Genomic DNA, 25,564 nt, shown 5'->3' with positions numbered 1-25,564 from the left:
CGTGCTCAATCGGTGGGGAGGGTTTCGGCGGCGGGGCTTTCCGTGTTCAGGAACAGTTCGATCACCGGGACCGGGGTGTCCGGTTTCCGGATGGGGAGCTTGAGGGTGAGCGTGCCTTCCGGCTGCCCGCCCATCTGGGTGTTCTGTGCGGTCTGCCCGGGATCCGTGTGCACCTGCCGGATTTCCGAGGCGTCGTCGAGCAGTTGGGCGTAGCGCACCTGCCCGGCGAGCCCGGGCAGGTGGACGTGGTTCATCGGCCAGCTGAACAGGTGCAGGTACAGCCGGTCGCCGCGCCGGGTGTAGCGGCCGTCGGCGGGTGCGGTGAACTCGGCGGGGCCGCAGCCGCGGATGGAGCGTTCGTGCCGGTCCATCCAGCGGCCGATCTCGGCGAGCACCTCGAGCGCCCGCGGGTCGATCTCGCCCCGGCCGTTCGGTCCGACGTTGAGCAGCAGGTTGCCGTCCTTGGACACGCCGTCGACCAGCATCCGGATCAGCAGTTCGGGACTCTTGTAGTCGAGGTTGTCGCGGTCGTAACCCCAGCTGCCGTTCAGGGTCTGGCACGCCTCCCACACCACCGGGACGCCTTCGCGGGTCATCGGTCCGGACGGCTGGTACTGCTCCGGGGTGATGAAGTCACCCGGGATCCCGGTGCGGTCGTTGACCAGGATGCCGGGCTGGAGTTCGCGGACCAGCGCGAGCAGGCCGGGGGAGTCCCAGTCGTCCGGTCCCTTGCCGCCCCACCATTCCTTGCGGCCCTGGTAGGAGAAGTCGAAGAACAGGTAGTCGATCGTGCCGAAGCGGGTGAGCAGTTCGCGCACCTGACCGTGGAGATAGAGCTGGTACTCGGCGATGTCGGCGTACTGGTGCGCCGCGATGTACTCGGCGTCGTCACGGCGGGGATGGGTGCCGTCGACGGGGAACGCGGGGTGATGCCAGTCGATCAGCGAGTGATAGAAGCCGACCTTCAAGCCCTCTTCGCGGCAGGCGTCGACGAACGGGCCGAGCAGATCCTTGCCGTAGGGCGTGTTCGTCACCTTGAAGTCGGTGAGATCGCTGTCCCACAGGCAGAAACCGTCGTGGTGCTTGGTCGTGAGCACGACGTAGGTCATGCCCGCGGCCTTCGCGGCGCGCGCCCAGGAACGCGGGTCGTACTTGTCCGGTTCGAAGTGGTCGAAGTAGACCCGGTACTGCTCGTCGGTCAGCTTTTCGCGGTTCTGCACCCATTCGTGCCGGGCGGCGAGGGAATACAGTCCCCAGTGGACGAACATCCCGAACCGGTCGTGGGTGAACCAGGCGGTGGAACTCACTTCTCTCCTTGAGATGGTGGGTCAGCCCTTGAGCGCGCCCGAGGCGAGGCCGCGGACGAACGAACGCTGGAAGAACAGGAACGCGGCGACCGACGGGAGCAGCGCCAGCAGCGACGCGGCCATGATCACGCCGGGCGTGACGTTCGTGTCGATCCGCAGCGTCCGCAGGGCCAGCGGCAGGGTGTAGGTCGAAGCGTCGGTCGACACCAGCAACGGCAGCAGGTACTGGTCCCAGATCATCGTGAAGCCGAAGACGCCGATCACGCCGAGCGCCGGCTTGCACATCGGGAGGATGATCTGCGCGAAGATCCGCAGGTCGCCGGCACCGTCGATCCGTGCGGCCTCTTCGAGTTCGCGGGGGACGTCCTTCATGAACTCGGTCATCACCAGGATCGAGAAGGCCCACGCGCCCAGGGGCACGATCATCCCAGCGAGGCTGCCGATCAGGTTCAGATGCACCACCGGCAGATCCGACAGGATCAGCGACAGCGGGATCGCGAGGATCTCCTCGGGAAGCATCAGCGTCGCCAGGATCGCGACCAGCACGAAGGTCATGAACCGGAACTTCTTGCGCGCCAGCGCGTAGCCGGCCAGCACCGAGATGACGACCTGCAGCAGCAGGCCGAAGCCGACCACCAGGAACGAGTTGAGGAGGTACATCCCCACACCCAGGTCGAAGGCGATGCCGAAGTTGCCCAGGGTCGGGCTGGACGGGACGACGCTCAGCGCCGTCGGATCGGAGACGTCGTTGAACGCGCTGACCAGCAGTGCCAGCAGCGGTCCGGCGAACACCAGGAGCAGCAGGGCGTACAGGACGAACTTCAGGATCCGCCCGGCCGGTGACTTGACGGCGTCGAGGCCGAGTGCGGAATCGTTGGCCGCGGTCATGCGTCTCGCCTCCGTCGGAGCACCTGGACGAACAAGGTCAGCACGAGCGTCGCGAGGAACAGCAGGACCGCGCCCGCCGCGCCGACACCCAGCCGGTTCTGTTCCAGGCCGAGTTTGTAGATCAGGGTCATCGCCACCTCGGTCGAGCCGTTCGGCCCGCCGTTGGTCAGCAGGAACACCTCGGTGAACACCCGCAGGCCGCGGATCGCCGCGAGGACGAACAGGATCGAGAACACCGAGCGCAGACCCGGCAGCGTCACGTGGAGGATCTTCCGCCAGCGGGAAGCACCGTCCACAGTGGCCGCTTCGTAGAGCCCCCGGTCGATGCCCGCCAAACCGGCGAGGAAGATCATCATGTCGTACGGGGCGCCGCGCCAGATCCCGGTGACGATGACCGAGATCATCGAGCTGTCGGGATCGTTGATGAAGCCCGACGGGCCCAGTCCGACCAGGCCGAGGATGGAGTTCAGCATCCCGTCCTCGGTCGGGTGGTACATGATGCGCCAGAGTTCGGCGACCACCGCGATCGGCACGACCACCGGCAGGAACGCCGCCGAGCGCAGGAATTTCAGCCGCTTGCTCTGGCCCTCCATCAGCAGGGCGAGCGCGAGGCCGATGATCATCGACCCCGCGGTCTGCCCGACCGCGATCACGACGGTGTGCCAGATCGCGGAGTGGAACGCCTCGTCACCGAGGACGGTGCTGTAGTTCTGCCCGCCGACCCACTGGTTGCCCAGATACGGCTGGACGTCCTGGAAGGACATCGTCACCGCGGTGAACATCGGGATGAACTTGAAGTACACGAACAGGATCAGGGCCGGGGCCAGGAACAGCCACGGCGTCCACCACTTCCCGTCGCGGTCGCTGCGCCTGCGGGCCTTCGGTGCGGGCGCCCGCTTGACGGCGGGACGCTCCGCGCCGACGGCCGCCGGCTTGGCGTGATCTACGGTCATGAGGCGCTGATCCCCTGTTGCTGCAACGTCGCGGAGAGCTTGGTGTCGAGTTTGGACAGTTCCGCCTTGAGGTCCAGCTTGCAGTCGGCGACGAGCGCGCTGATCGTGTCGGCGGTGTCCTGGCGGACGGGCGTCCAGTTCGGGATGGACGGCGCGTAGTGGCCGGACTTGGCGTAGATCTCGGCGTAGGTCTTCCAGCGCGGGTCGGAGCGGACCTGGGTGATGTCGACGTTCTTGTTCACCGGGAGCTGGACGATGAAGGCCGATTCGCCCTCCATGCCGATCTTCTGGCCGTCGACCGAGATCGCGAAGTCACCGAAGGCGTCCTGCCCGGCCTGGTTCGGCGAACCGGCCATCATGTAGATCGACAGGCCCTCGGCGAGGACGTCGGCGTTCTTGGCGCCCTTCGGCATCGGCACGACCTCGTACTTGTCCTTGCCGAGCGACTTGTCGAACCGCGGCAGCAGGTACGGGCCGACGACGTACATCCCGGCCTTGCCCGCTTCGAAGGTCTCGTTGGTCGCCGGGGTCGGCATGGTGACCGAGCCGGGCTGGATGACGTTGTCCTTGCAGCCGAGGTCGCGGAACCACTGCACCGCGGCCACGGATTCGGGGGTGCTCATCGCCGGCTTGTACTTGCCGCCACCGGTCTCGGAGATGAAGTCGCCGCCCGCGGCCCACAGGAAGTTCGAGAAGTACCAGGAGGCGTAACCCCGCTTGGTCGACAGCGTCGCGTTCAGGCCAGCGGTGTCGGCCTTGCCGTTGCCGTCGGGATCGCCGGTGGTGAAGGCCTTGGCGAGGTCCGCCAGCTCGGCCCAGCTCTGGGGGACGCCCTTGCCGAGCTTCTCCCGCCAGTCCTTGCGGATGAGCAGCGCCGAGGCCTGCGCGCTGTAGGGCAGGCCGTACAGCTTGCCGTCCGCGGTCTGGTTCGACTTCAGCGCCTGCTCGGTGAGCTCCGAGGTGTGCTTGATCTTGCCCTGTTCGACCTCACGGACGAGGCCCTGGCTCTTCAGCGTGCCCAGCTGCGTGACGTCGTTCATCACGATGTCCGGCAGGTCGCGCTGGGCGGCGCGCTGGGCCAGTTTCGTCTCGAAGTCGTCGAAGATCGCGGTGACCTGCACCTTGAACCCCGTGGCCTTCTCGAAGGCTTCGGCGAGCCGCTTGGTGGCCTGCTCGCCGGGGCCGCCGGGGGTCGTCCGGGTCCACAGTTCCAAGGGTGCCTTGGTGTCCTGCGCGACGTTCGTTCCGGCGGGGCCTGCCGAGCAGCCCGAAAGGACCAGCGCTGAGACAGTGAGTCCCACGCCGATCCACCGCGATTTCCGCATCGCATCTCCTGTTCACTGTGGACCACGCTGTCTACCTCGGAGGGGACGGTAAGCGCTTTCCCGGGGTCCGGTCAATGGTCCGATGATTACGAATTTCAATCGGGCCAGTTTGTCCATGTGTGGGACTCGCTGTGCGTGGACCGGGTCAAGCATCCGATGTATGGTCGCCGCGGAGGTAGGAATGACCGAGCTGCGACACCGGCCGACGGCACTTCTCGTGATGGAGGAACGCCGCCGCGACGACGTTTATCCCGAGGCGGTGCTGAAGGAGATCGAAACGCTGGCGGACCTGCGTGAGCCGCTCACCCGTGAGCAGCTGGCCCAGAACCCGGCGGCACTGGAAGGCGTCGAAATCCTGCTGTCCGGCTGGGGTGCTCCGGTACTGGACTCCGTCCTCTTGGGACACGCGCGGGACCTGCGGGCCGTACTCGTCGCCGCCGGCTCGGTGCGGCCGCTGACCACGCCCGAGTTCTGGGCGCGCGAGCTGCCGATCGTGTCGGCCGCGGCCGCGAACGCCGTCCCGGTCGCCGAGTTCACCCTGGCACAGGTCCTTTTAGGACTGAAGCAGGTGCACCGGATCTCCCGGGAGATCCGGGAGCGGCGGGCCTATCCGCCGGACCCGAGGGTCGCGGGCGCCTACCGGTCCCGGGTCGGGCTGCTCGGCCTCGGCGAGATCGGTGCTCTCGTCGCGTCGCATTTGCGCCGTTTCGACGTCGACGTGCTCGCGAGCGACCCCGTCGTCGACCCGGCGACGGCCGATGGGCTCGGCGTGCGGCTGGTGGGCCTGGACGAGCTGTTCGCCACGTGTCCCGTGGTCAGCCTGCACGCGCCGCTGCTCCCGGAGACCGAAGGGCTGGTCGACGGGGAGCTGGTGGCCAGGATGGGCATCGGCGCGACCTTGATCAACACCGCCCGGGGCGCCGTCGTCGACGAGCCGTCGGTCGTCCCGGTGCTGCGCGAGCGAACCGATCTCACGGCGATCCTCGACGTCACCTGGCCCGAACCGCCCGAGCCGGACTCGCCGCTGTACACGTTGCCGAACGTGGTGCTGACCCCGCATCTGGCGGGCGCGCTGGGGGCCGAACGCGCTCGGATGGGTGAGCTGGTGGCGGCGGAGCTGCGGCGGTTCGTGCTCGGGGAGCCGCTGGAGCACGCTGTCGCGCCGGATCGGGCTCACTTGCGTGCTTGATGCTTGCCGTTCGGACCCGGTCTCCCCGTGGTCCTGCTGCACGCCTTAGGTAGCTTGGGATGATTGCGGTGCTGTCGATCTGCCGAGGGCACGGCGACAGCGCCGACGCGCAGGAGTGTTCGCTCGCGGCGATGGCCGACGATGTGACCGATCCGCGGGGGAGCGGGCGGATCTGGCGGCCGGGTAGCCGTAATACTCGCCGCGATAGCTGCGCCGACATCGCTGGTCAGTGACGGGCCGTCCATACACGTCACCCCGGAGCCGCTGGAACGGATGTGCGGGCTGATCTCGGACCGCCGCTTCGTGACCGTCGAGGACGCGGGCTTCGGCTGCGCAGCACCAAGCCGGCGGAGTTCGCGGCGGCGGCGGGGAGTTCCTCGCTCCGGCGTAATCTGGTGACCTCTGGCTGGGGAGGTCCGGTGGCTCTGTTCACCTGTGCGGGGTGTGCTGCTGTCCTGACAGCGCCGGTTTCCCGGGTCGCTCTCCCGGTACATGCCCGTAGCCGCTGTGGACATACCCTGCTTCCGCCGCTCATGCGGGCGGGAACCCATGCCGTCGATCCGGAGCCGTTCGGCCCGCCTTGGCGGCCGTGGGACGAGTCCGAGTCCGAGCCCCGTGGGTTGTTCGCTCCCGTCATTTCCCTTTCGTACGGGCCCGCCGGAACGATCGTGGTCGCGCCGGGCGACACCCGGGGGACCGTACTGATCCCGGATCGCTGCGACGGCGACTGTTACGGAGTGGACGGGCGCGACGGTCCCAATCTCGCCTGCGCCCGTTGCGGACTGGAGGTGGGGACCCGTATCGACGACTGCTCGCTTTGGCAGGCCGTGCGGCTGCTCCCGGCTGCCGTACGGTGCGAGGAAACTCCCGGGACGTTCGACGAGACCGTCGAAGATGTGCCGCCGGTCGGACCCGGTGGCGTGTGGAGTCTGATTTGGGAGGCGGCGATCGCCGAGGCGCTGGCGCATCTGCTCGCGGTTTCCGGCGGCAGGGCGATCGCGATCGAGGACGGCCTAGTCGCCGAGGTGTTCCACCCCGCGCTCGCTTTGCTTCCGCCTGGACCGCCGCGCCGGATCTTGGCGCTCGCTGGCCCCGGGTTGCCGGAAACCGACGACATGGCGCTCGTGCCGCGGGATCCGGTGACCGGACGGTCCTGGCCGCACTCCGGCGCGGCCGACGTGGTGCCGGTTGCCGCCGAGGTATGGACGTGGCTGGCTTTCGGCCGCGACCCGGTGACGGCCCCGGCGTCCGGGGGGATGCCGACGGGTGTCTTGCGCGACGATCCGCTGCCGAAGCGCCCGCGTGACCGTTTCCGTCCCGCGCCGGATGTCTTCCTGCATACCTTGGCGCGGCTTCCGGCCGTTCGTCAGCCGTGGCTGCGGGCGATCTACGACCGGGTGAGCGCCGCCCCGTGGGCCGGTCTCGCAGAGCTGACTGTATAACGACCTATACCGCGCGCCTGTGGGTCTTTACCGGTAGTCGGCGCCAGGCGGGTGAGGGCGTCGCCGACTACCGGCGACGGTTCGGGCGCCGGGAACAATTCGGCAACGCCCCCACGCTCTGTTGCCGCGAATCGGCGACGGGCCACGGATGGCGATTTCCGGGGACCGGTCTGCTGCCGTGAGACGGTGACGTTCTGAGCGGCCCCGTCTCGTTGCCGAGAAACGGCGATGGATGGCGGCGGGATCGGTGGGCCATGCGAGATGGTTACCGGCGGCCCGTCGCCGCAAAACGGCAACAGACCGCGATCACCAGCGGAAAGTCACCAGTTCCGCACGTCAGGCGCATACCCCGTCGGTTTGTCCCCGACCTTCACCCCCGGCGAGATGACCCAGTTCTGGTACTCCGGCGTGAACATCCGGTACACCGACTCCGGCGGCACGGCACTGGCCTCGTCGAGGAGCGCGCGCAGGTCCGGGGGCAGCGTGAAGTCCAGCGCGGCCATGCTCTTGCCCAGCTGGTCCGCGCTGCTCGCCCCGACGATCGCGGCCGCCACGCCCGGCTGGGTCGCGACCCAGTTGATCGCGACCTGGGCCATCGTGACGCCGAGTTCGTCCGCGACCTTCTCCAGTGGCTTCAGCAGCGCCCAGTCGCGGCCGGTCCACGACTTCCCGGCGTTCCCCGGATCGCTGAGCCTGCCGTCGCCGGACGGAGTCTCGCCGGTCTGGCGGTACTTGCCGGTGAGGAACCCACCGGCCAGCGGGCTCCACGCGGTGATGCCGAGCCCGAGATGTCGTCCCATCGGCACGTGTTCGGTTTCGATCGTCCGTTCCACGAGCGAGTAGGGCAGCTGGAGATTGACGGCCGGGGTGAGCGCGTTCGCCTCGGCGAAGCTCTGCGCCCGGGCGGCGTACCAGGCGGGTACGTCGGAGAGCCCGGCGTAGCGGATCTTTCCCGCGCGCACCAGGTCGTCGAAGGTGCGCATCACCTCTTCCGCCGGGGTGACGCGGTCCCAGGTGTGCAGCAGGAAGAGGTCGACGTGGTCGGTGCCCAGCCGTCGCAGCGACGCTTCCAGCGCCCGGATCAGATGTTTGCGGCCGTTGCCGCCCGCGTTCGGGTCGCCGGGGTCGACGCTGTTGGTGTACTTGGTGGTGAGCACGACCCGGTCGCGCACCTTCGCCTCGGCGATGAGACGGCCGAGGATGGTCTCGCTTTCGCCCGCGGTGTAGAAGTCCGCGGTGTCGATGAAGTTCCCTCCCGCCTCCAGGTACTTGCGGAAGATCGGGCGGACCTCGTCCTCGGATTTCCCGTACGCGGCGTGGAACCCGCCGGTACCGAAGTTCATCGTGCCGAGTGCGATCCGGCTGACGCGCAGGCCGGAGCGGCCGAGCAGGTAGTACTGATCCAGTGTCATGGAAGTGCCCTTTTCAGTGGTGTCCGGCGTGGGCGGGAACGACGAAGTTCACCGTCTTCTGGTCGAGGATCTTGTGCGTCGGGTCGGCGAGACCGATCCACACCTTGTGCGGTCCCGCGGGCAGCGACTGGATGATCAGCGGCTCCCCGCTGCCGTCCGCCCAGTGCCACACCGCGTCGTCGACGGTCACGTGGATGTGGCCGATCCGGGGCGAGACGTCCAGGGCAGCGGGGCCGTACACCGGGACGATCCGGAGGTTCTCCGCCCGGTACCGCAGGACGACCAGGCCCATCGCGAGCTGCTCGGGTAACGGCTCGTCCACGATCAGCGACGGCGGCGGCTGGGACGGCAGCGGCACCACGGGAGCGGGCGACCAGCCGGCGCCGACCGCGGCGGTGGGGGGAGCGGTCACCGGCGGAGCACTACAGGCGGCGGTGAGCAGAACGGCGGCGGCGAGAGCGGCTTTCCCAAGTGCGGGCATGAATTCACGCTAAGACGGCCGAAGGGGTCGCGGCGCCCGTCGGACGACGTCATCGGTGTACGTCACCGTGACACTTTCCGGTGATCACCCAGTGAACCGGCCGGATGCGGGGAACCCGGGGGCACCGACGGAAAAGGGAGAGCAAGATGAAGACTCGAATCGCCGCCTTGGCGGCCGCGGTCACGTTCTTGGGCGCGGTCACCGCCTCGCCCGCCATCGCGGACCCGGTGCCCGGCAGTCCGAACCAGTTCTACGCGTCCTGCGCGGTCGACCTGCTGGGTGTCCCGGTGGGGTGCCTCGAGACCGACGAAGAGCACGCGACGCATATCTGTCAGTACGTGCTCACGGTCTTCGGCCTCGGCCTCGACTGCATCCAGCGCTGAATCCGGTCAGGTGCCGAGCCAGCCGGGGTTGGCCGCCGCCCACTCGGGAAGCCGATGCCGGATCACGCCCGACTCGGTGATCGAGTGCGTCAGTCCACTTCGGACAGCGGGGACGTCGACGGACGAGCCGTCGCGCCATAGCAGGAGATGCCGCGTCCGCAGCGGCACTCCCCGCAGCGCCACCACCGTGCCCGGGACCGTGGAACCGGGATCGAGCGAGCGGGTGGGTGCCACCGCGCGGGGTTCGTTCCGGACGGTCTGCCCCAGCACCTTCGGTTCCAGCCTCCGCACGGTGATCGCGCCCAGGCCGGCGCGGGCGCACTGGTCGGTCAGGTGATCGTGGAACTCGTCGTCCTCGCCCGACGGCACCAGCCAGACCGAGCCGTCGAGCTCGGCAAGGGACACCTCGCCGAGTCCGGCGGCGGGATGGCCGGGGGACACGACCACGAAGACCGGCTCCATGCCGACGGGAAGCAGGTGGACGCCATCGGGCGGAACGATCTCCTGCCCGGGGTGATCCACGTACAGCGCCAATTCCACCGTGCCGTCGAGCAGTGCCGAGAGCACCGCCGCCCGGCTCGTCACCGCCACCGGTTCGACCGGACGGCCGGGGGCCGCCGCGGCGACCACACCGCTCAGTGTCTCGGCGAAGATGGTCGGGAACGCGCCGATCCGGAGCAGTCGCTCGGAAGGCGCGCTGTGGAACCGGCGGATCGCCAGTTCGAGGTCGTCCGCCGCGGCCAGTACCCGGCGCGCGTGGTCGAGCAGCACTTCGCCCAGCGCGGTGGGCCGCACGCCGTCCCGGTCGCGTTCGAACACCGTCCGTTCCAAGGCCCGCTCGACCCGGTGGAGCTGCGCGCTCAACGCGGGCTGGGAGAGCCCGAGCGCGGTCGCGGCCTTCGCGATGCTGCCCGCCGACGCGATCGCGTCGAGCAGGCGCAGCTGCCGGACGTCGATCTCCGCCGGCCAGGTGTGGCCGTCCCCGGGGCCGATCAGGGGGCTGATCACAGGTCGTCCTCGCTGATGATCGTGCGAAGTTTGTGCAGGGCGCGATGCTGGGAGACCCGGACCAGGCCCGGGCTCACCCGCAGGACCGCGCCCGCCTCGGGCGCCGTCAGGCCGACGGTGATCCGCAGGCGGAGGATCTCCTGCTGGATGTCGGGCAGGGTGCTCATCAGCCGCGTCAGCCGGTCGTGACCGTCGGCGGCGAGGGCCTGCCACTCGGGTTCGTTCGGTTCGGGCGTCGCGTGATCGGGCGGATCGGGCGTGGGCTCGGACCTGTCCCGGGCTCGCCTCCGGAAGGCAGCGGCGACCTTCCGGGCGGCGATCCCCAGGACGGCGGTGAGGAAGGACCCACCGGTGGCCCGCGCGGTGGGCAAAGCGGTGAGCACGGCGAGACAGGTCTCCTGCGCGACGTCGTCCGCGGCGATCTCCCGCGCGTCCGTTCCGTCCATCCGGCTCCGGCAGTAGTCCGCGACGACCGGCTGGACGATGGTCATCAACTCGTTCGTCGCCGCGGGGTCACCGCGGCGGGCGCGGGGGACGAGGGATTCGAGATCCGCCGTCAGCGCGCCGTCGTCAGGGGGAGGAGCCGTCCCCGGCGAGGTGAGGTCGCCGGGGACGGTCCAGGTCAGGCGAGTTCCCAAAGCGCGGGCACGTTCGGCGGTTCCCAGCCGGGCAAGGAGGTGTGCGGCTGGATGACCCGGTAGTTGCTGCCGCCGTAGCTGGCGGTCGCTCCGGAGCCGTAGTACGTGTACGGCGCCCAGGTGCCGCCCGGCGGGTTCGACGTCGTCGGGCTGGTCGGGGTGGTGGGCGTGGTCGGCGTCGTGGTGGTGCTGGACGGCGGGTTGCCGCTGACCGTCAGACGCAGGTTGTAGACGCTCAGGATCTCCGAGACCGGCTGGAAGTAGATGGTGCCGCCGGAGGTGCAGTTGCCGGAGCCACCCGAGGTGACGCCTTGGGCTTGGTCGCCGGTGAGCCACGAACCGCCGGAGTCGCCGGGTTCGGCGCAGGCGTTGGTCCGGGTCAGGCCGGTGATGGTGCCCTCGGGGTAGGTGACCGAGGTGTTCTTCTGCAGGATCGTGCCGCAACGCCAGCCGGTCGTGGAGCCGGAGCGGCAGACCGAGGAGTTGACCGGGGCCTCGGTCGAACCGGCGACCGGCACGGTGCCGGGGTAGCGGTTCACCAGCGGGCGCGGGGTGTTGCCCGCGTCGGCGCGGACCCAGGCGTAGTCGTTGCCCGGGAAGCTGGAGCCGGCGACGGACCCGCTGGGGTTCGAGGTACGCGTTCCGGTCCTGCCGCAGTGGCCGGCGGTCACGAAGCCGCCGTCGACGGCGAAACCGATGGAGCAGCGGCCCGAGCCGAAGGTGTAGGCGTTACCGCCGATGATGTCGATCAGCGGACGGGGCTGTTCGGTGCTGGCTTCGACCCGGATCAGGTCGGACGGCACACCGGACTCGGCCGCCCACGCCTTCGCGGCGCCTTCGCCACCGGCGTTGGCGAGTACGACGATCGAGTTGGTGGTGACGTCGGTGAACCAGCCCGGCACCGTCTTCGGTGCCTTGGCGGACTTCGCGTCGAGCCGCAGCTTCGCCGAGTCGAGATCGGCGGCGCTGCGGGCGACCGTCTTCGGGGTGGCGCCCGCGGCACGGACCAGGTCGCCCACGGCGGCGTCGGTGACCGCCACGGTCAGCGTGGTCCCGCTGCCGTCGAGCCACGACCCGGCGTACGACGTGCCGAGCTGCTTCTTCAGCGTGTTGTCGGCGACCGCGGCGCGCTGTTCGCTCGCCATCCGGAGCTTGGCCTGCTCCGGGCTGATCTTCAGATCGCGGGCCATCGCGGCCAGCATTTCGGACTGGACCTGGTCACCGGCGGTGGCCTGCTGACCGGCGCTCGCGTTGGGGGTGAGGGCGATGGCGGTGACCAGGCCGGCCCCGGTTATCGCCGCGGCTGTGGCGGCTAAGATCTTTCTGTTCATCTCGACGCTTTCCTCGAACGGGCGGGGGAGGGGGATTCGTCCCCGACCGTACGAGGCGGATCACGCAACTGGTACATACCATTTGGGTCATATCGCCCGGCTGGAACGTGGGGTGATATGGCGGTGGTCCGTGCTGATCCGGCAGGCGTTTTCGTTGCGGTGCAACGGTTCAGGCGCTTCCGGAAGAACGGCTGCGCCGACGTGCGATTCGGCGTCCCGTGTCGTCATTACCGTACTTTTGAGGGGTATGGCAAAGGGAACGCCGGAACTTCTCACAGTGTGGGGAAGTGCCCGCCGTGCCGGAGGGGGCGACGGCACGACGGGCACTGGTGTGTGTGGTTTCAGCGGCCGGTGCAGCGGTAGCTCGTGGCCACCGCGGGATCACCGTGGCCGCGGTACCGCGAGACCTGCGGATACGGGCAGAGATCGCGGGTGACGGTCTTGCCGGCGTTCGCCGCGGGCAGGGTCGACGGCGCCTTGCCGTGTTCGACCCAGTCGACGAGCGCGCCCAGCGCGTTCACCGGTGCGGCACCCGCGCCGCCGGAGCAGTGCGCGACACCCGGCGCGAGGAACAGCCGGTAGAAGTCGTCGACCCGCTTCGGGCCGCCCATCTCGCGCTCCACCTCGCGGCGGTACTGCAGCGTGCCGCCCGGCGGGATCAGCTGGTCGTCGGAGCCGACGAAGGTGATCAGCTTGCCACCGGCCCGGCGGAACGCCGACAGATCCGGGTCCGAGGTGCCGATGACGTCGTCGTACTCCCGTACCGACTGGCGGACCAGGTCGGCGAACTGGCGATAGGTGATCTTCTCGGTGTCGAATCCGGGCTGCTTCTTCAAGAACGTTCGCACCCAGCCCACGGCCACCGGGAAACCGGGCGCGTTCGTCACCGGGCCGAAGTCGGCGCCCTTGGGGAGACCCGCCCAGAGCCGTCGTCCGTGCTCGTCGGCAGGCCCGGCCCAGATCTTGCGGACGACTTCGGCGTCCGCCGCGGTGACGGTGACCTCCTTGCCGCCGCAGTGCACCTTCGTGCCGATGAGCGATCGAGGGTCGTAGCCGCATTCGTCCGGCCGGTCCACGATGCCGTTGGTGACCCCGTCCCGGCCGTCGCAGGCCTTGATCGCCGCCTGCTGGAAGGCGGTGAAGACGCAGGTCGCCGGGAAGGTCTTCTCCTGGTTCATCACGACGCGCGGCCAGAGGGTCGCGACCGCGAACTCCGCCCAGTGCACGGCGGGCGCGTTCGCCAGGACGCCGTCGAAGTCACCCGGGTACCGCTGCGCTTCCGAGTAGCCCTGACGGCCACCGGTCGAGCAGCCGTTCCAGTACGAGTAAGCGACTTCCCGCTGGTAGAACTTCTGTGTCACGTCCTTGCCGACGAGAGCGGCCTCATGCACCGAACGGGTCGCGAAGTTCGTCACCAGGGTCTTGTCGATCTCACCCTGGGGAGTGAGCGCCCACGAGGTGTCGAGGAACGTCAACGGGACACCGGCATCGGTCGTCACGCCGCTGTAGCCGTCTTTGACGGCCTGGACGAGCGGGGCGCCGAAGTCACCGGCGGTGTAGGCGCTGCCGCCGACCGCCTGGAGCCTGCCGGTCCACCCGGTCCGGGGCAGCGCGACGGCGACCTTGACGTGGTCACCCGCCTTGCCATGGGTCAGCGTGACGGTGATTTCGCAGTACGCGGGCACTTCCGTGATCGCGGCGGGGGCCGAGAACGGGGTGGGCGGGAACGTCACGGTCCCGCCGGGCTTCTCCTCGGCCTGGACGGATTCGATCCGCGCGCCTTCGGGCGCCGAAACGGGGACCGCCGCGCACGACGGCGCCGCCGCTTGGGCGGGCGCCGTTTGCGTGAGCGAGGTCAGCACCAGCGGCAGCAGGGCGGCCAGCGGTGCCGCCGCCAGGAACAACTTCTTGCGTCTGATCACTGTGCCGAAGCTAGGCCGAGCGTGTCGACACGCCGTCTACATCCTGTGGACGCCGCCGGGAGTCCTAACCGGACGGTTTGGGTATCGTCGGACGGGCGGCCGCCCACGGCCGAGGGGAGGAATGCCGCACCATGCCGCTTTTCGGACGGGAAGCCGAGCTGAAGGACCTGGCCGAGCTCGTCGACGGGCCCGCCGCGGGCTGTGGTGGCGTCCTGATCCAGGGCGAACCGGGCATCGGCAAGTCCGCGGTCGTGGCGGAGGCGGTGGCCGCGGCGACGGTCGGGGGCCTGCGGGTCATGCGCACGACCGGCGTCGAGGCCGAACGGAACTTCGCGTACGCCGCCCTGCACCAGTTGCTCCATCCGGTCCGGGCCGGTGCCGACACCCTCCCCGCGCCACAGCGTTCCGCGCTCTGGGCGGCGCTGGGGCTCGCCGAAGCGGGCGAGCCCAACGCGTACCTGGTCGGGCTCGCCGCGTTGACGCTGCTTTCGGACGAAGCGTCGGCCAAGCCGTTGCTGATCGTCGCCGAGGACGTCCAGTGGATGGACCGGGAGAGCGCCGACGCGCTCGCGTTCGTCGCCAGGCGGATCGAGACGGAACCGATCGTGCTGCTCGCGACCGTCCGGGACGGGGAGCCGTCGCCGCTGCGGGACGCGGGACTGTCCTCAATGGACTTGAAGAGCCTTCCCGGTGACGTGTCGGCCGAGTTGCTCGACTCCGTCGCCCCCGGTCTCTCTTCGCCGGTCCGGTCCCGGGTGCTCACGGAGGCCGCCGGGAATCCGCTGGCCCTGACCGAGCTGCCGTCGGCCGTGACCGAGGCGCCCGGAGCCGTGTTGCCGCTGACCGAACGGCTCGAGCGAACGTTCGCCGCGCGGTTCACCGCGCTGCCGGAACCGGCCCGGACGACCTTGCTGGTCGCCGCCCTCAACGAGACGGGCTCGCTCGCCGAGACACTCGCGGCGGCGGGCGCGTTGCTGGGCGATGACGTCGAGCCGTCGGCGCTGGCACCGGCGGCCGAGTCCCGGTTGATCGAGCTCGAAGCCCAGACGGTCTCGTTCCGGCATCCGTTGATGCGCTCGGCGATCCCGGCTTCGGTGCCGTCCGAAGAACGGCGCCGCGCGCACCTGATCCTCGCCGAGGTCCTCCGCGGGCAGCCGGATCGCCGCGCCTGGCATCGGGCGGCCGCCGCGACCGGCGCCGACGAGGACGTCGCCCTCGACCTGGAACACGCCGCCGACCGTGCCCGGCATCGCGGCGGAGTGACGGCCGCGGTCGCCGCGCTGGAACAAGCGGCGCTGATGAGCGCCGAGCCGGGACGGCGGGCGGACCGGTTGCTGCGCGCGGCCGAGCTTGCCGTCGAATCCGGCGGCCGCGAGACGGCGGAACGGCTCGTCCGGGACGCGCGCGCGGGAGAGCTGACGCCGCGGCAACGAGCGACGGCGAGCTGGTTGCTCAGCGGATTCGAGGACGGTGTCCGCGAGGACATTTCGCGGATCACGGAACTGGCGCGGCTGGCGGAGTCGGTCGCGGCGGACGGACGGCCGGAGCCGGCGATGCGCGTCCTGTGGGGCGCCGCCATGCGTTGTTTCTGGGCCGAACCCGGCGAGGACACGCGGCGAACGCTGCTGGCCGTCGCGGACCGCCTCCCGGTCGAAAACTCGGATCCGCGTCTGGTCGCCGTCGCCGCCTACGTCGCGCCGTTCGACCGGGCCGGTCCGGTGCTCGGCGAGCTGCGCGGACTCGCCGCCGGCACCGGCGCCGATCCCGAGGTCGACCGGTTCCTCGGGAGCGCGTCGCTGCAGGTCGGCGCGGTCGATCTGGCGGCCCGGTTCTCGGCGACCGCGGCGCCGGGGCTGCGGGCACAGGGCAGGCTGGGCCTGCTGCCGCGAGCGCTGGCGGTCCAGGCGTGGAGCCGGGTCCGGCTCGGTGACCTCGCCGCGGCCGTGCCGGTCGCGGCGGAAGCGGCCAAATTCGCCAAGGAGACCGGGCAGCCCTTCATGTACGGCTTCGCCACCGCGGTCCAGGCCGAGATCGCCGCACTGCGGGGTGACCACAAACAGGCCAAGGCGCTGGCCGATGAAGCCGAGCGGACCGCGCTCGCCGCCGGTGCCCGGCCGGTGCTGGCGACCGTGCAGCTCGCCAGGGGGATCGCCGCGTCGAGCGAGGGCCGGTTCGACGACGCGTTCGCCGATCTGCGGCGACTGTTCGACCCAGCCGATCCCGCCTTCCAGCAGGCGTTGCGCGTGTACTTCGTCGCGGAACTCACCGAGGTCGCCGTCCGAGCGGGTCAGGTCGAAGCGCTGCGCGAGATCGTCGCGGAGATGGAACAGCTCGCGCTGAAGACCCCTGCGCCGGCGTTGCACATCGGTCTGCGCTTCGCCCGTGCCGTGCTCGAACCGGGTGACGAAGTGTTCGAGACCGCGCTGGGGGCGGAGCTGGACGGCTGGCCCGCCGAACGCGGGCGGCTGCACCTGGCCTACGGCGAATGGCTACGGCGGCAGCGGCGCGCCGTGGACTCGCGGGCGCATCTGCGCACCGCGCGGGAGACGTTCGACGCGCTCGGCATGACCGCGTGGGCCGAACGCGCGCGCCGTGAACTGCGGAGCGCGGGGGAGTCCAGCCCCAACCGCGGTCCCGACGCGCGGGAGAAGCTGACGCCGCACGAGCTGAGCATCGTGCAGCTGGCCGCGGAGGGCCTGACGAACCGGGAGATCGGGCAGCGGCTCTACCTGTCGCACCGGACGGTCGGCACGCATCTGCACCGGATCTTTCCCAAACTCGGGGTGAGTTCGCGGGTGGAGCTCAAGAAGGCATTGGGTCTCGTGAGTGGTAAGGACGGTTAGAACCGTGGCTGTCTCAGGTACCTACTGGCTTCCGGCTGAGGTTTGATCCGGGGCCTTCATGTATTCGGCGGGCGGGGGTCTGCCGGGTGGTGGGCTTGGCCGGGGGTTGCGAAAGCCACTTTCGCAACCTTCAACGTTGCGAAAGTGGCTTTCGCAACGTCGGCCGTGGCCGGGCCCGGCACCGCCCCCAGACCCCGCAGGGCTTACCACTCACGAGGCCGACGGCTCACGCGACCGTCGCGTCCAACGTCACCTCGACGTTCCCCCGCGTCGCCTTGGAGTACGGGCACACCTGGTGCGCGCCCTGGACCAGCTCGTCGGCGGTGGCCTGGTCGATGCCGGTGGCCTCCAGGTGCAGCGCGGCGCTCAGATGGAACTCGCCCGCCTCGGTGTCGTGGTGCAGCGTCACCTCGGCGACGACGGCGAGGTCCTCCAGCTTCACCTTCTTGACGCCCGCGACGCGGCGCACGGCGCCGACGAAGCAGGACGCCCAGCCCGCGGCGAACAGCTGCTCGGGGTTCGTGCCGTCGCCGGAGCCACCGAAGGCCTTGGGGACGGCGAGGCCGACGTCGAGCACGCCGTCGTCGGAGGTCGCCCGGCCGCCGTTGCGGCCTTCCGCGGTCGAAGTGGCGACGGCGGTGTACGTGGTTTCAGACATGCCGCAACCGTAGGAATCCCGGCCTGACGGCGGCGACCGTCGGATGACGTCATTCCTGTACGTCATGGGTGACCGACGTACGCCGATGACGTCGTCCGACGCTCGCGGCCGTCGCGCGCGCTCGCCTACTTTTCCGCACATGTCCAGCCTGCCTCAGGAAGTCCGGTACCGCTTCACCGTGCTCGGCCCGCCCGGTTTCACCAGCGGCGGCACCCGGCTCGACCTCGGCTCACCGCAGCAGCAGGCCGTCTTGATGCTGTTGCTGGCCAACGCGGGCAGTTTCGTCCGGACCGGTGAGCTGATCGACGGGCTCTGGGGCGAGCGGGCGCCTGCCACCGGCGAGGCCGTGATCCGTACCTACATCTCCCGCCTCCGGCGGCTGCTTTCCTTGCAGGGCTTGGGGTCGGCGATCGTCTCGCGGTCCGGCGGCTACCGGCTGGATCCGGAGCGCTTCGACGTGGACGCCGTCGAATTCGCCGGGTTGATCGAGAGTGCGCGGCAGGCGCACAACGTGGACACGGCGGCGAAGCTCCTGGAACGCGCGCTCGGTCTCTGGACCGGAACGGCGCTGGCCGGCGTCCCCGGCGAAGCGGCCGAACAAGAGCGCTCGCGCTTGGAGCGACTGAAACTGACCGCGACTCAGGAACTGCTCCGGCTGCGCCTCGAACTCGGGGAGCACGACGAGGTGCTGGCCGAGGTGCCCGTGTTGATCGAGCGGAACCGCCTTGAGGAACCGCTGTACGAGATCTATCTTCTCGCCCTTCATCGAGCTGGGCGCCGGGCCGAAGCGCTCGAACTGTACCGCTCGATCCACGTGCTGCTCGACGAAGAACTCGGGGTCCGGCCGGGGCCGAAACTGCGGGCACTGCACGAAAGGGTGCTGCGCGCCGAAGACGATCCGGTGCCAAGGCTCCGTGACCCGGCCCCGCTGTTCGTCGGACGGGAGCGCGAACGCGCGGAATTCCGGCGGTTGCTCACGAGAGACCCGGCCGACGGTGCCGAGATCCTGTTCCTCACCGGACCGCCCGGCATCGGGAAGTCGACCCTGCTGCGGAAGTTCGCCGACGACGCGGCGGCCATGGGCAAACCCGTGCGGCTGTTCGACGGGCTCGACGATCCGGCGGGTGTCCTGCGCCGCCTGTCAGAAGACGCCACGGTCGTGATCGCCTGCCGGACCGGGCCGGACGCCATGCTGCTGGTCGATCCGGCGTGGGCGGGGAGGATCCGGATCCGGAAGCTCGAAGCCTTGAGCGAGCACGAGTCCCTGGCGCTGCTCGCAGCACGCGGGGTCGACCCTGCGCGGCGGAGGTCCATTGTGGACTTCGCGGCGGGCAGCCCGTTCGCGCTCTCGCTGGCCGCCGAGGCCGGCAGGTCACCGTGGTCCGACGCGGCACGCTACGTGGTGGACACGGTGTACGCGCACCTGGCCGGCGACCCGCCGACGGAGGCGCACCGATGGGCGTTGTACGTGTGCGCGCAAGCGGAGCACACCACCGAAGACCTCCTCCGGTCCGTGCTGCCGGGAGGAAGGTCGTCGGAGCTGTTCGACTGGCTCCGCGACCACCCCTGCGTCGAGACCGCCCCCCGCGGCCTCGTCCTCGGCGGTGTGCTCCGCGAGGTGCTCGACAAGCACCTCCGGTGGCGTGACCCGGCGGGCCGCGCACGGATGCGCGGCCGGATCAGCCGGGTCGCGACCGGTCTTTGATCAGGTGCGCAGCCACACCGCCGTGTCCGTCGGGAGTTCACCCTCGACCGGACCACTGGCCATGAGCACTTCGCGGTGCGGCGGTAACGCCACCGGCTTGTCCGAGAAGTTCAGCACGAAGGCGAAACCCGGTTGCCGGGTGAACGCGAGCACGCCGTCGCCCAGCGCCAGCCATTCCAGCTCGCCGGGGCCGAGGGCGGGAAGCTCGCTCCGCAGGCGCAAACCGGCGCGGTAGAGCCGGAGCATCGACGCCGGATCGGCCGCCTGCGCCTCCGCCGTGCTGGAGCGCCATTCTTCGGGCTGGGGCAGCCACGTCCCGCCGGTGCCGAAACCGAACGGCGGCGCGTCACCGGACCAGGGGAGCGGGACACGACAGCCGTCACGGCCGGGGTCGGCGCCGTTCGTGCGGGCCCACACCGGATCCTGACGCAGTTCGTCCGGGATGTCCTCGATCTCCCACAGCCCGAGCTCCTCTCCTTGATAGACGTACAGACCACCGGGTAACGCCATGGTCAGCAACGCCGCCGCCCGTGCCCGCCGGGTCCCGAGTTCACGGTCCACCGGGGTGCCGTGCAGCCGGTCGGCGAACGCGAAGCCGGTGTCGCCTTCGCGGCCGTACCTGGTCACGTGCCGGGTGACGTCGTGGTTCGACAGCACCCAGGCCGCGGGCGCGCCGACCTCCTCGTGCGCCGCGAGCGTCCGCTCGATGACATCCCGGAACCGCGCGGAATCCCAGGGGCACACCAGGAAATCGAAGTTGAACGCGGCGTGCAGTTCGTCGCGGCGGAGGTACCGCGCTGCCCGCGACATGTCCGGCAGCCACATCTCGCCGACCATCACCCGGTCGCCCGGGTAGCTGTCGGCGATCTTGCGCCACGACCGGTAGATCTCGTGCAGCCCCTCCTGATCCGAGAACGGCGTCTCGTCGCCGGGATCGACGTCGGGCAGCCGCGGGTCCTTCACCAGCCCGTCGGCGACGTCGATGCGGAAACCGTCGACCCCGCGGTCGAACCAGAACCGCAGCACGTCCTCGAAATCGGCGCGGATGTCCTGGTTGTCCCAGTTGAAGTCCGGCTGGCGCGAGCTGTACAGGTGCAGGTACCACTCACCGTCCGGGACCCGTGTCCAGGCGGAGCCGCCGAAACGCGACTTCCAGTTGTTCGGCGGCTCGGAGCCGCCCGGCCCGCGTCCCGGCCGGAACCAGAACCGTTGCCGCTCCGGTGATCCCGGCTCCGCGGCCAAGGCATCCTTGAACCAGCGGTGCTCGTCGGAGCAGTGGTTCGGCACGATGTCGATGATCACGCGGATCCCCTTGGCGTGGGCCGCGGCGATCAGGTCCTCCGCTTCGGCGAGGGTGCCGAAGAGCGGGTCGATGTCCCGGAAATCGGCGACGTCGTAGCCGCCGTCGTCCATCGGAGACGGATACCAGGGGGTGAACCAGATCGCGTCGATCCCCAGTTCGGCCAGGTAGTCCAGCCGCGCGCGGACCCCGGCGAGATCGCCGACGCCGTCGCCGTTCCCGTCGGCGAAACTGCGGATGTAGACCTGGTAGATCGCCGCGCTCCGCCACCATCCGGCGGACTGCCCCAATGCGGTCACGGAAGTGCCCTCCTCAGTTGTTCGTGGATACCCCGAAATGCGGCGAAGAATTCAGCCCTTGAGGCTGCCGGCGGTGAGCCCGGCGAGAATATGCCGCTGGAACGCCAGGAACAGCGCGACCATCGGCAGACTGGCCAGCACCATGCCGGCGACGAGCACGTTCAGCGGCATGTCGATGGCCACCCGCTGCAGCATCACCGACAGCGTCTGCTTTTCGGTGTCCGGGAACACCAGCAGCGGCCAGATGAAGTCCTTCCACGCGGCCACCACCGCGAGGATCGAGACCACGGCCAGGATCGGCCGGGAGATCGGCAGGATGATGCGCCACAACGTACGCACCGGCCCGGCGCCGTCGAGCCGCGCGGCCTCGATCAGCTCGTCCGGGATCTGGTCGAAGAACCGTTTCAGCAGGTAGATGTTGAACGCGTTCGCGGCGGCGGGCAGCCAGACCGCCGCCGGCGAGTTGATCAGGTTGATGTTCAGCAGCGGCAGGTCGGTGATCGTCACGTAGGTCGGGACCAGCAGCGCCGCCGCCGGGAGCATCAGCGTCACGAGCATCAGCCCGAGCACGACGTTGCCGAACTTCGGCCGCAGCTTCGACAACGCGAACGCCGCGGGGACGTCGATCGCCAGCTGGGCCAGCCAGGCACCGCCCGCGACGACGACGGTGTTGAGGAAGTACTTGCCGAGACTCAGCTGGTCCCACGCGTCGGCGAAGGTCTCCGGATGCCACTCGTCCGGGATGAACGTCGCCGGCGTCTGCGCCAGTTCCTGCGGTGATTTCATGGCGCCGGTGACCGCCCAGTACAGCGGGAACAGGAACGCGATGACGAACAGGAGCAGGGTGCAGCCGAAGATCACGGCGTAGCCGATCTTGCCGCCGGGGCTGCGGAGCGTGCTGGGGGAGACGAGCGTCCTCATGACTGATCCGCCTTCCGGGTCAGGCGCACGTACAACGCGGAGAACACCCCGAGCGCGACGAACAGCAGCAGGCTCAAGGCGCTGGCCGAGCCGAAGTCGTTGTAGACGAAGGCGTAGCGGTACAGCAGCAGGAGCACGGTGACGGTCGAGTCGTCCGGCCCGCCGCCGGTCATCACATACGGTTCGGTGAACACCTGCATGGTCGCGACGACCTGCAGCAACAGCAGCACCAGCAACACGAACCGGGTCTGCGGCAACGTGACGTGGATCAGGCGTTTCCACAGTCCGGCGCCGTCCAGCTCCGCGGCTTCGTAGAGCTCACCGGGGATGGTGCCGAGCGCGGCCAGGTAGATCAGCGTGGTGCTGCCCATGTTCGCCCACGTCGACACGAACACCAGCGACAACATCGACGTGTCGCTCGAGTCGAGCCATTGGCCGCCGGGCAGGCCCACGGCGCCGAGCGCGGAGTTGAACAGGCCCGCGCCCGGGTCGTAGAACCACTTCCACATCAGGGCGGTGACCACCGGCGGCAGCATCACCGGCAGATAGACGGCGAGCCGGAAGAACGCCTTGGCGTGGCGCAGTTCGTTGAGCAGCACGGCGGTCACGAAAGGCACCACGAACCCGAAGACCAGCGCGAGCACGGTGAACAACAGCGTGTTGCGCCAGGCGATGCCGAACAGCGGGTCTTCGAACAGGCGGGTGAAGTTGTCGAACCCGACCCATGCCGGCGGGTTGACGAAGTCGACCTGCTGGAAGCTCAGCAGCACCCCGCGCACGATCGGATACCAGGAGAACAGCGCGAACACCACGAGCGCGGCGCACAACAGGCCGTAGGCGGTGAGATTCTCCTTGAGCTTGCGGCGCAACCGGTTCCGGCGGCGTTCGGCGGCCGAAGCGACCGGGCGACCGGCCCGCGACGACGCTGTCGCGGGCCAGTCGAGGACGCTACTTGACCTGGGCGAGGACACTGTTGACCTTCGACACGGCCGACGACAGCTGCTGATCGATATTCGCGTTCCGATCGGTGAGCACCGCCTGCATCACACTGTCGAGAATGGCGTAGACCTGCTGCGCGTTCGGTGGTTCGATACTGCCCTTGATCCGCGAACTGGAGTCCACATAGGACTGGTAGTTCTCGGCGGGAACGTTGGCGTGCTTGGCCTTGATCGCGAGCTGCTGGTCACGGACCGCGCCCTGCCAGACGTCCGGGGTCGGCTCGGCGGGAAGCCCCACCGGCTGTTTGCCGTCGACGTACTGCTGGACGTGCTTCTCGAAACGCTCCGGGTTGAGGTACTTCCAGCGGACCCATTCCAGGCCGGCCTCGATCTTCTCCGGCGAGGCCTTGGGGTTGATCATGTAACCCTCGCCGCCGAGCAGGGTGCCCTGCCCGCCCGGCATCCCGGCGACGCCGTAGTCCTCGTACTTGCCGTTGAACTGCTTGACCAGCACCGGGACGTTGTCCGGGGCGGCCATGTACATGCCGAGCTGGCCGGCGCCCATCATGCGCTGGACGTCCTGTGCTTCGAGCAGCTGCTTGCTGCCCATGGTGTCGTCTTCCCACCGCATGGCGCGCAGCTGGTTCAGGGCGGCCTTGGCCTTGTCGTTGTCGAACGCCGCGACCCATTTGTCGCCGTCCTTGCGGGCGACCTCGCTGCCCATCGAGTAGAGCCAGGCGGTCAGGTGCCAGCCGCCCTGGTTGTTCTTGCTGTAGTCGGCGTACCCGACGGTGCCGTTGCCCAGCGCGGCGATCTTCTTCGCGGCCGCGCGGACCTCGTCCCAGGTCTGCGGCGGCTTGTTCGGGTCGAGGCCGGCCTTCTGGAACAGCGGGCGGCTGTAGACCAGGCCCATGCTGTAGTTCATCGTCGGCAGGCCGTAGAGCTTGTCGTCGGCGTCCCGGAAGTTGTCCAGTAATTCCGGTTTGATGTCGCTGAAGTTCTTCAGGCCCTTGGCCGCTTCGGTGATGTCGGCGGCCTGGCGGCGCGCGATGATCTGCGCCGGGTCGGTGAAGTAGACGTAATAGACGTCTTCGAGCTGCCCGCCGGCGAGCTTGGCGGAGAACGTCTTCGGATCCATGAACCCTTCGTGGGGCTCGATGTCGATGTCCGGGTGGGTCTCCTCGAACTCCTTGACGTCGGCGTCGAACACGCCGCGCTCGAACGGCTGACTGGTCGGGGGCTGGCCGGTCACGGTGATCTTGACCTTGCCCCCGGTGCTTTCACCGGAACCGGAACCGCAGGCGGCCACCCCCAGGGTGAGTCCACCCGCGAGGAGCAGGCAGAACATCCGGCGGCGCACGGTGGGGGACCAAGTGCTGCTCATCTTCAAGCCTCATCTCGGGATCGCGACGGCTGTCACGTGATTGCGGTCACTCTAAAGTGAAGCCCCGGATTAACGCAATAACTGAATGAGAACTTGCAACTTCGCGACAGTCGTCGCCCGAAGGGTGCCCGAGTACATGAAGGCCCCCTTCCCGGCGCTAGGCGCAAGGAAGGGGGCCTTCATGTACTTGGGACGCGACGCCCCGCAATTAGTCGGCTAAACGCGGCGGGCGGTGGAGCCCCGGACGACGAGTTCGGGGGCGAACAGCAGTTCCTCGGCCGCGACCTCGCCGCCGTTTATGCGCTTGACCAGCAGTTCCACCACGGCGCGGCCCATCGCCTCGATCGGCTGGCGGGTCGTGGTGAGTGGCGGGTCGGTGCAGTTCATCAGGGCCGAATCGTCGTAACCCACCACCGAGACGTCTTCCGGCACCGACAAGCCCTGCCGCCGGGCCGCGCGGATCGCGCCCAGGGCCAGGAGATCGCTCGCGCACAGGACGGCCGTCGCGCCGCGCGGGTACAGCCTGGCCGCGGCCGCGTGGCCGCCTTCGATGGAGAACATGCCGTGTTCGACGAGTTCGTCCAGGACCGGGAGCCCGAGTTTCGTCGCGTAGGCGCGGAACGCCTCGAGTTTGCGCTGCGACGGCACATGGTCGGTCGGGCCGAGGACGAGGCCGATCTTCTCGTGTCCGAGTGAGCTCAGGTGCCCGACGACCTGCTCGACGGCGACCGCGTCGTCGCACGAGATCTGCGGCAGCCCGAGGTGGTCGACGGCGGCGTTGATCAGCACCGTGGGCAGCCGGCGCTCGGCGAGATGGTGGTAGTGGGAGTGCACCGCGTCGGCCTGGGCGTAGAGCCCGCCGGCGAACACGACACCGGAGACCTGCTGTTGCAGCAGCAGTTCGACGTACTCCGCCTCGGAGACGCCGCCCGCGGTGCGGGTGCACAGCACCGGGGTGAATCCCTGCTGGGCCAGTGCGTTGCCCATGATCTCGGCGAGTGCGGGGAAGATGGGGTTCTGGAGTTCGGGGAGGACCAGACCGACCAGGCGGGCGCGATCCCCGCGCAGCTGGGTCGGCCGCTCGTAGCCCATCACGTCCAGCGCGGTGAGGACGGCGGCCCGGGTGCTGGCGGAGACCCCGGACCGGCCGTTGAGCACCCGGCTGACCGTGGCTTCACTGACCCCGACCTTGCGGGCGACTTCGGCAAGACGACGCGTCATGGGTGAAACATTACCG

General features: G+C 69.4%; 21 protein-coding genes. 5 read left to right on the top strand and 16 right to left on the bottom strand.

What is annotated here, in order from left to right:
• Window positions 1–5: 5 nt before the first annotated feature.
• From ACZ3HL_RS12145 to ACZ3HL_RS12130, 4 genes are read right to left on the bottom strand one after another with little or no spacing between them, the layout of a single operon-like run.
• Entirely contained in the window at window positions 6–1,307 is a 1,302-nt protein-coding gene (locus tag ACZ3HL_RS12145; protein WP_465530611.1) for an alpha-L-fucosidase, read from the bottom strand.
• A gap of 21 nt (window positions 1,308–1,328) precedes the next feature.
• Entirely contained in the window at window positions 1,329–2,195 is an 867-nt protein-coding gene (locus ACZ3HL_RS12140; protein ID WP_465421013.1) for a carbohydrate ABC transporter permease, read from the bottom strand.
• The gene (locus ACZ3HL_RS12135) at window positions 2,192–3,148 is read right to left on the bottom strand and encodes a carbohydrate ABC transporter permease (protein ID WP_465530609.1); all 957 of its coding nucleotides are present in this window, start codon (window positions 3,146–3,148) and stop codon (window positions 2,192–2,194) included. Before ACZ3HL_RS12135 ends, ACZ3HL_RS12140 begins: the two co-directional genes overlap by 4 nt.
• On the bottom strand, window positions 3,145–4,473 hold the full coding sequence (locus ACZ3HL_RS12130; protein ID WP_465421009.1) for a sugar ABC transporter substrate-binding protein: 1,329 nt from the start codon (window positions 4,471–4,473) through the stop codon (window positions 3,145–3,147). The genes ACZ3HL_RS12135 and ACZ3HL_RS12130 overlap by 4 nt, the downstream gene beginning before the upstream one ends.
• Before the next feature lie 181 nt (window positions 4,474–4,654).
• Here ACZ3HL_RS12130 and ACZ3HL_RS12125 point away from each other — a divergent pair, with 181 nt between their 5' ends.
• Complete coding sequence (locus tag ACZ3HL_RS12125; RefSeq protein ID WP_465530607.1) at window positions 4,655–5,662, top strand: hydroxyacid dehydrogenase; 1,008 nt, start codon at window positions 4,655–4,657, stop codon at window positions 5,660–5,662.
• A gap of 533 nt (window positions 5,663–6,195) precedes the next feature.
• A complete protein-coding gene (locus tag ACZ3HL_RS12120; RefSeq protein ID WP_465530605.1) occupies window positions 6,196–7,104 on the top strand; it encodes a hypothetical protein in 909 nt (302 codons plus the stop codon).
• Between the two features lie 320 nt (window positions 7,105–7,424).
• On the opposite strand, the gene ACZ3HL_RS12115 is transcribed toward ACZ3HL_RS12120, so the two are convergent.
• Together ACZ3HL_RS12115 and ACZ3HL_RS12110 are read right to left on the bottom strand one after the other, a co-directional pair.
• Window positions 7,425–8,516 (bottom strand): aldo/keto reductase, encoded by a 1,092-nt coding sequence (locus ACZ3HL_RS12115; protein WP_465530603.1) that lies wholly within the window; start codon window positions 8,514–8,516, stop codon window positions 7,425–7,427.
• A gap of 13 nt (window positions 8,517–8,529) precedes the next feature.
• A complete protein-coding gene (locus ACZ3HL_RS12110; RefSeq protein ID WP_465530601.1) occupies window positions 8,530–8,997 on the bottom strand; it encodes a DUF6130 family protein in 468 nt (155 codons plus the stop codon).
• Between the two features lie 146 nt (window positions 8,998–9,143).
• Between ACZ3HL_RS12110 and ACZ3HL_RS12105 the strand changes: the two genes are divergently transcribed.
• On the top strand, window positions 9,144–9,380 hold the full coding sequence (locus tag ACZ3HL_RS12105) for a hypothetical protein (protein ID WP_465420999.1): 237 nt from the start codon (window positions 9,144–9,146) through the stop codon (window positions 9,378–9,380).
• Between the two features lie 6 nt (window positions 9,381–9,386).
• Here ACZ3HL_RS12105 and ACZ3HL_RS12100 read toward each other — a convergent pair whose 3' ends face one another.
• The 4 genes from ACZ3HL_RS12100 to ACZ3HL_RS12085 form a co-directional block, all read right to left on the bottom strand.
• On the bottom strand, window positions 9,387–10,388 hold the full coding sequence (locus tag ACZ3HL_RS12100) for a LysR family transcriptional regulator (RefSeq protein WP_465530599.1): 1,002 nt from the start codon (window positions 10,386–10,388) through the stop codon (window positions 9,387–9,389).
• The gene (locus tag ACZ3HL_RS12095) at window positions 10,385–11,026 is read right to left on the bottom strand and encodes a sigma-70 family RNA polymerase sigma factor (protein ID WP_465530597.1); all 642 of its coding nucleotides are present in this window, start codon (window positions 11,024–11,026) and stop codon (window positions 10,385–10,387) included. Before ACZ3HL_RS12095 ends, ACZ3HL_RS12100 begins: the two co-directional genes overlap by 4 nt.
• Entirely contained in the window at window positions 11,011–12,357 is a 1,347-nt protein-coding gene (locus tag ACZ3HL_RS12090) for an alpha-lytic protease prodomain-containing protein (protein WP_465530595.1), read from the bottom strand. The genes ACZ3HL_RS12095 and ACZ3HL_RS12090 overlap by 16 nt, the downstream gene beginning before the upstream one ends.
• A gap of 341 nt (window positions 12,358–12,698) precedes the next feature.
• Window positions 12,699–14,276, bottom strand: coding sequence for a tannase/feruloyl esterase family alpha/beta hydrolase (locus ACZ3HL_RS12085; RefSeq protein ID WP_465531055.1), 1,578 nt, complete (start codon window positions 14,274–14,276; stop codon window positions 12,699–12,701).
• A 134-nt stretch (window positions 14,277–14,410) separates the two neighbouring features.
• Between ACZ3HL_RS12085 and ACZ3HL_RS12080 the strand changes: the two genes are divergently transcribed.
• Window positions 14,411–17,122 carry a helix-turn-helix transcriptional regulator gene (locus tag ACZ3HL_RS12080; RefSeq protein ID WP_465530593.1) on the top strand — a complete coding sequence of 904 codons (2,712 nt, stop codon included), beginning with the start codon at window positions 14,411–14,413 and terminating at the stop codon, window positions 17,120–17,122.
• A 226-nt stretch (window positions 17,123–17,348) separates the two neighbouring features.
• Here ACZ3HL_RS12080 and ACZ3HL_RS12075 read toward each other — a convergent pair whose 3' ends face one another.
• Window positions 17,349–17,780 (bottom strand): organic hydroperoxide resistance protein, encoded by a 432-nt coding sequence (locus tag ACZ3HL_RS12075; protein WP_034316469.1) that lies wholly within the window; start codon window positions 17,778–17,780, stop codon window positions 17,349–17,351.
• A gap of 139 nt (window positions 17,781–17,919) precedes the next feature.
• On the opposite strand from ACZ3HL_RS12075, the gene ACZ3HL_RS12070 reads away from it, so the two are divergent.
• Window positions 17,920–19,485 carry a BTAD domain-containing putative transcriptional regulator gene (locus ACZ3HL_RS12070; RefSeq protein WP_465530591.1) on the top strand — a complete coding sequence of 522 codons (1,566 nt, stop codon included), beginning with the start codon at window positions 17,920–17,922 and terminating at the stop codon, window positions 19,483–19,485.
• Here the strand turns inward: ACZ3HL_RS12070 and ACZ3HL_RS12065 are convergent, their stop codons facing one another.
• The 5 genes from ACZ3HL_RS12065 to ACZ3HL_RS12045 all read right to left on the bottom strand — a co-directional run bounded on the left by ACZ3HL_RS12065 (window position 19,486) and on the right by ACZ3HL_RS12045 (window position 25,548).
• Window positions 19,486–21,084, bottom strand: coding sequence for a glycoside hydrolase family 13 protein (locus tag ACZ3HL_RS12065; protein ID WP_465530589.1), 1,599 nt, complete (start codon window positions 21,082–21,084; stop codon window positions 19,486–19,488). It abuts the gene before it with no gap.
• Between the two features lie 51 nt (window positions 21,085–21,135).
• Complete coding sequence (locus ACZ3HL_RS12060; RefSeq protein ID WP_465420984.1) at window positions 21,136–22,005, bottom strand: carbohydrate ABC transporter permease; 870 nt, start codon at window positions 22,003–22,005, stop codon at window positions 21,136–21,138.
• Window positions 22,002–22,976, bottom strand: a complete 975-nt coding sequence (locus tag ACZ3HL_RS12055; protein ID WP_465530587.1) for a carbohydrate ABC transporter permease — start codon at window positions 22,974–22,976, stop codon at window positions 22,002–22,004. Before ACZ3HL_RS12055 ends, ACZ3HL_RS12060 begins: the two co-directional genes overlap by 4 nt.
• A complete protein-coding gene (locus ACZ3HL_RS12050; protein ID WP_465530585.1) occupies window positions 22,954–24,327 on the bottom strand; it encodes an ABC transporter substrate-binding protein in 1,374 nt (457 codons plus the stop codon). The genes ACZ3HL_RS12055 and ACZ3HL_RS12050 overlap by 23 nt, the downstream gene beginning before the upstream one ends.
• A gap of 216 nt (window positions 24,328–24,543) precedes the next feature.
• The gene (locus ACZ3HL_RS12045; RefSeq protein WP_465530583.1) at window positions 24,544–25,548 is read right to left on the bottom strand and encodes a LacI family DNA-binding transcriptional regulator; all 1,005 of its coding nucleotides are present in this window, start codon (window positions 25,546–25,548) and stop codon (window positions 24,544–24,546) included.
• Between the last annotated feature and the right edge of the window lie 16 nt (window positions 25,549–25,564).

The organism is Amycolatopsis sp. NPDC000009, assembly GCF_055563465.1.
The sequence above is the reverse complement of the archived record's forward strand: the minus strand, read 5'-3'. Positions and strand labels throughout refer to the sequence as shown.

Bases quoted from the DNA above. Each gene is read 5' to 3' on its own strand.
- ACZ3HL_RS12140 (WP_465421013.1), bottom strand. From the start codon at position 2,195: ATGACCGCGGCCAACGATTCCGCACTCGGCCTCGACGCCGTCAAGTCA.
- ACZ3HL_RS12135 (WP_465530609.1), bottom strand. From the start codon at position 3,148: ATGACCGTAGATCACGCCAAGCCGGCGGCCGTCGGCGCGGAGCGTCCC.
- ACZ3HL_RS12130 (WP_465421009.1), bottom strand. From the start codon at position 4,473: ATGCGGAAATCGCGGTGGATCGGCGTGGGACTCACTGTCTCAGCGCTG.
- ACZ3HL_RS12125 (WP_465530607.1), top strand. From the start codon at position 4,655: ATGACCGAGCTGCGACACCGGCCGACGGCACTTCTCGTGATGGAGGAA.
- ACZ3HL_RS12120 (WP_465530605.1), top strand. From the start codon at position 6,196: ATGCGGGCGGGAACCCATGCCGTCGATCCGGAGCCGTTCGGCCCGCCT.
- ACZ3HL_RS12115 (WP_465530603.1), bottom strand. From the start codon at position 8,516: ATGACACTGGATCAGTACTACCTGCTCGGCCGCTCCGGCCTGCGCGTC.
- ACZ3HL_RS12110 (WP_465530601.1), bottom strand. From the start codon at position 8,997: ATGCCCGCACTTGGGAAAGCCGCTCTCGCCGCCGCCGTTCTGCTCACC.
- ACZ3HL_RS12105 (WP_465420999.1), top strand. From the start codon at position 9,144: ATGAAGACTCGAATCGCCGCCTTGGCGGCCGCGGTCACGTTCTTGGGC.
- ACZ3HL_RS12090 (WP_465530595.1), bottom strand. From the start codon at position 12,357: ATGAACAGAAAGATCTTAGCCGCCACAGCCGCGGCGATAACCGGGGCC.
- ACZ3HL_RS12080 (WP_465530593.1), top strand. From the start codon at position 14,411: ATGCCGCTTTTCGGACGGGAAGCCGAGCTGAAGGACCTGGCCGAGCTC.
- ACZ3HL_RS12075 (WP_034316469.1), bottom strand. From the start codon at position 17,780: ATGTCTGAAACCACGTACACCGCCGTCGCCACTTCGACCGCGGAAGGC.
- ACZ3HL_RS12070 (WP_465530591.1), top strand. From the start codon at position 17,920: ATGTCCAGCCTGCCTCAGGAAGTCCGGTACCGCTTCACCGTGCTCGGC.
- ACZ3HL_RS12060 (WP_465420984.1), bottom strand. From the start codon at position 22,005: ATGAGGACGCTCGTCTCCCCCAGCACGCTCCGCAGCCCCGGCGGCAAG.
- ACZ3HL_RS12050 (WP_465530585.1), bottom strand. From the start codon at position 24,327: ATGAGCAGCACTTGGTCCCCCACCGTGCGCCGCCGGATGTTCTGCCTG.
- ACZ3HL_RS12045 (WP_465530583.1), bottom strand. From the start codon at position 25,548: ATGACGCGTCGTCTTGCCGAAGTCGCCCGCAAGGTCGGGGTCAGTGAA.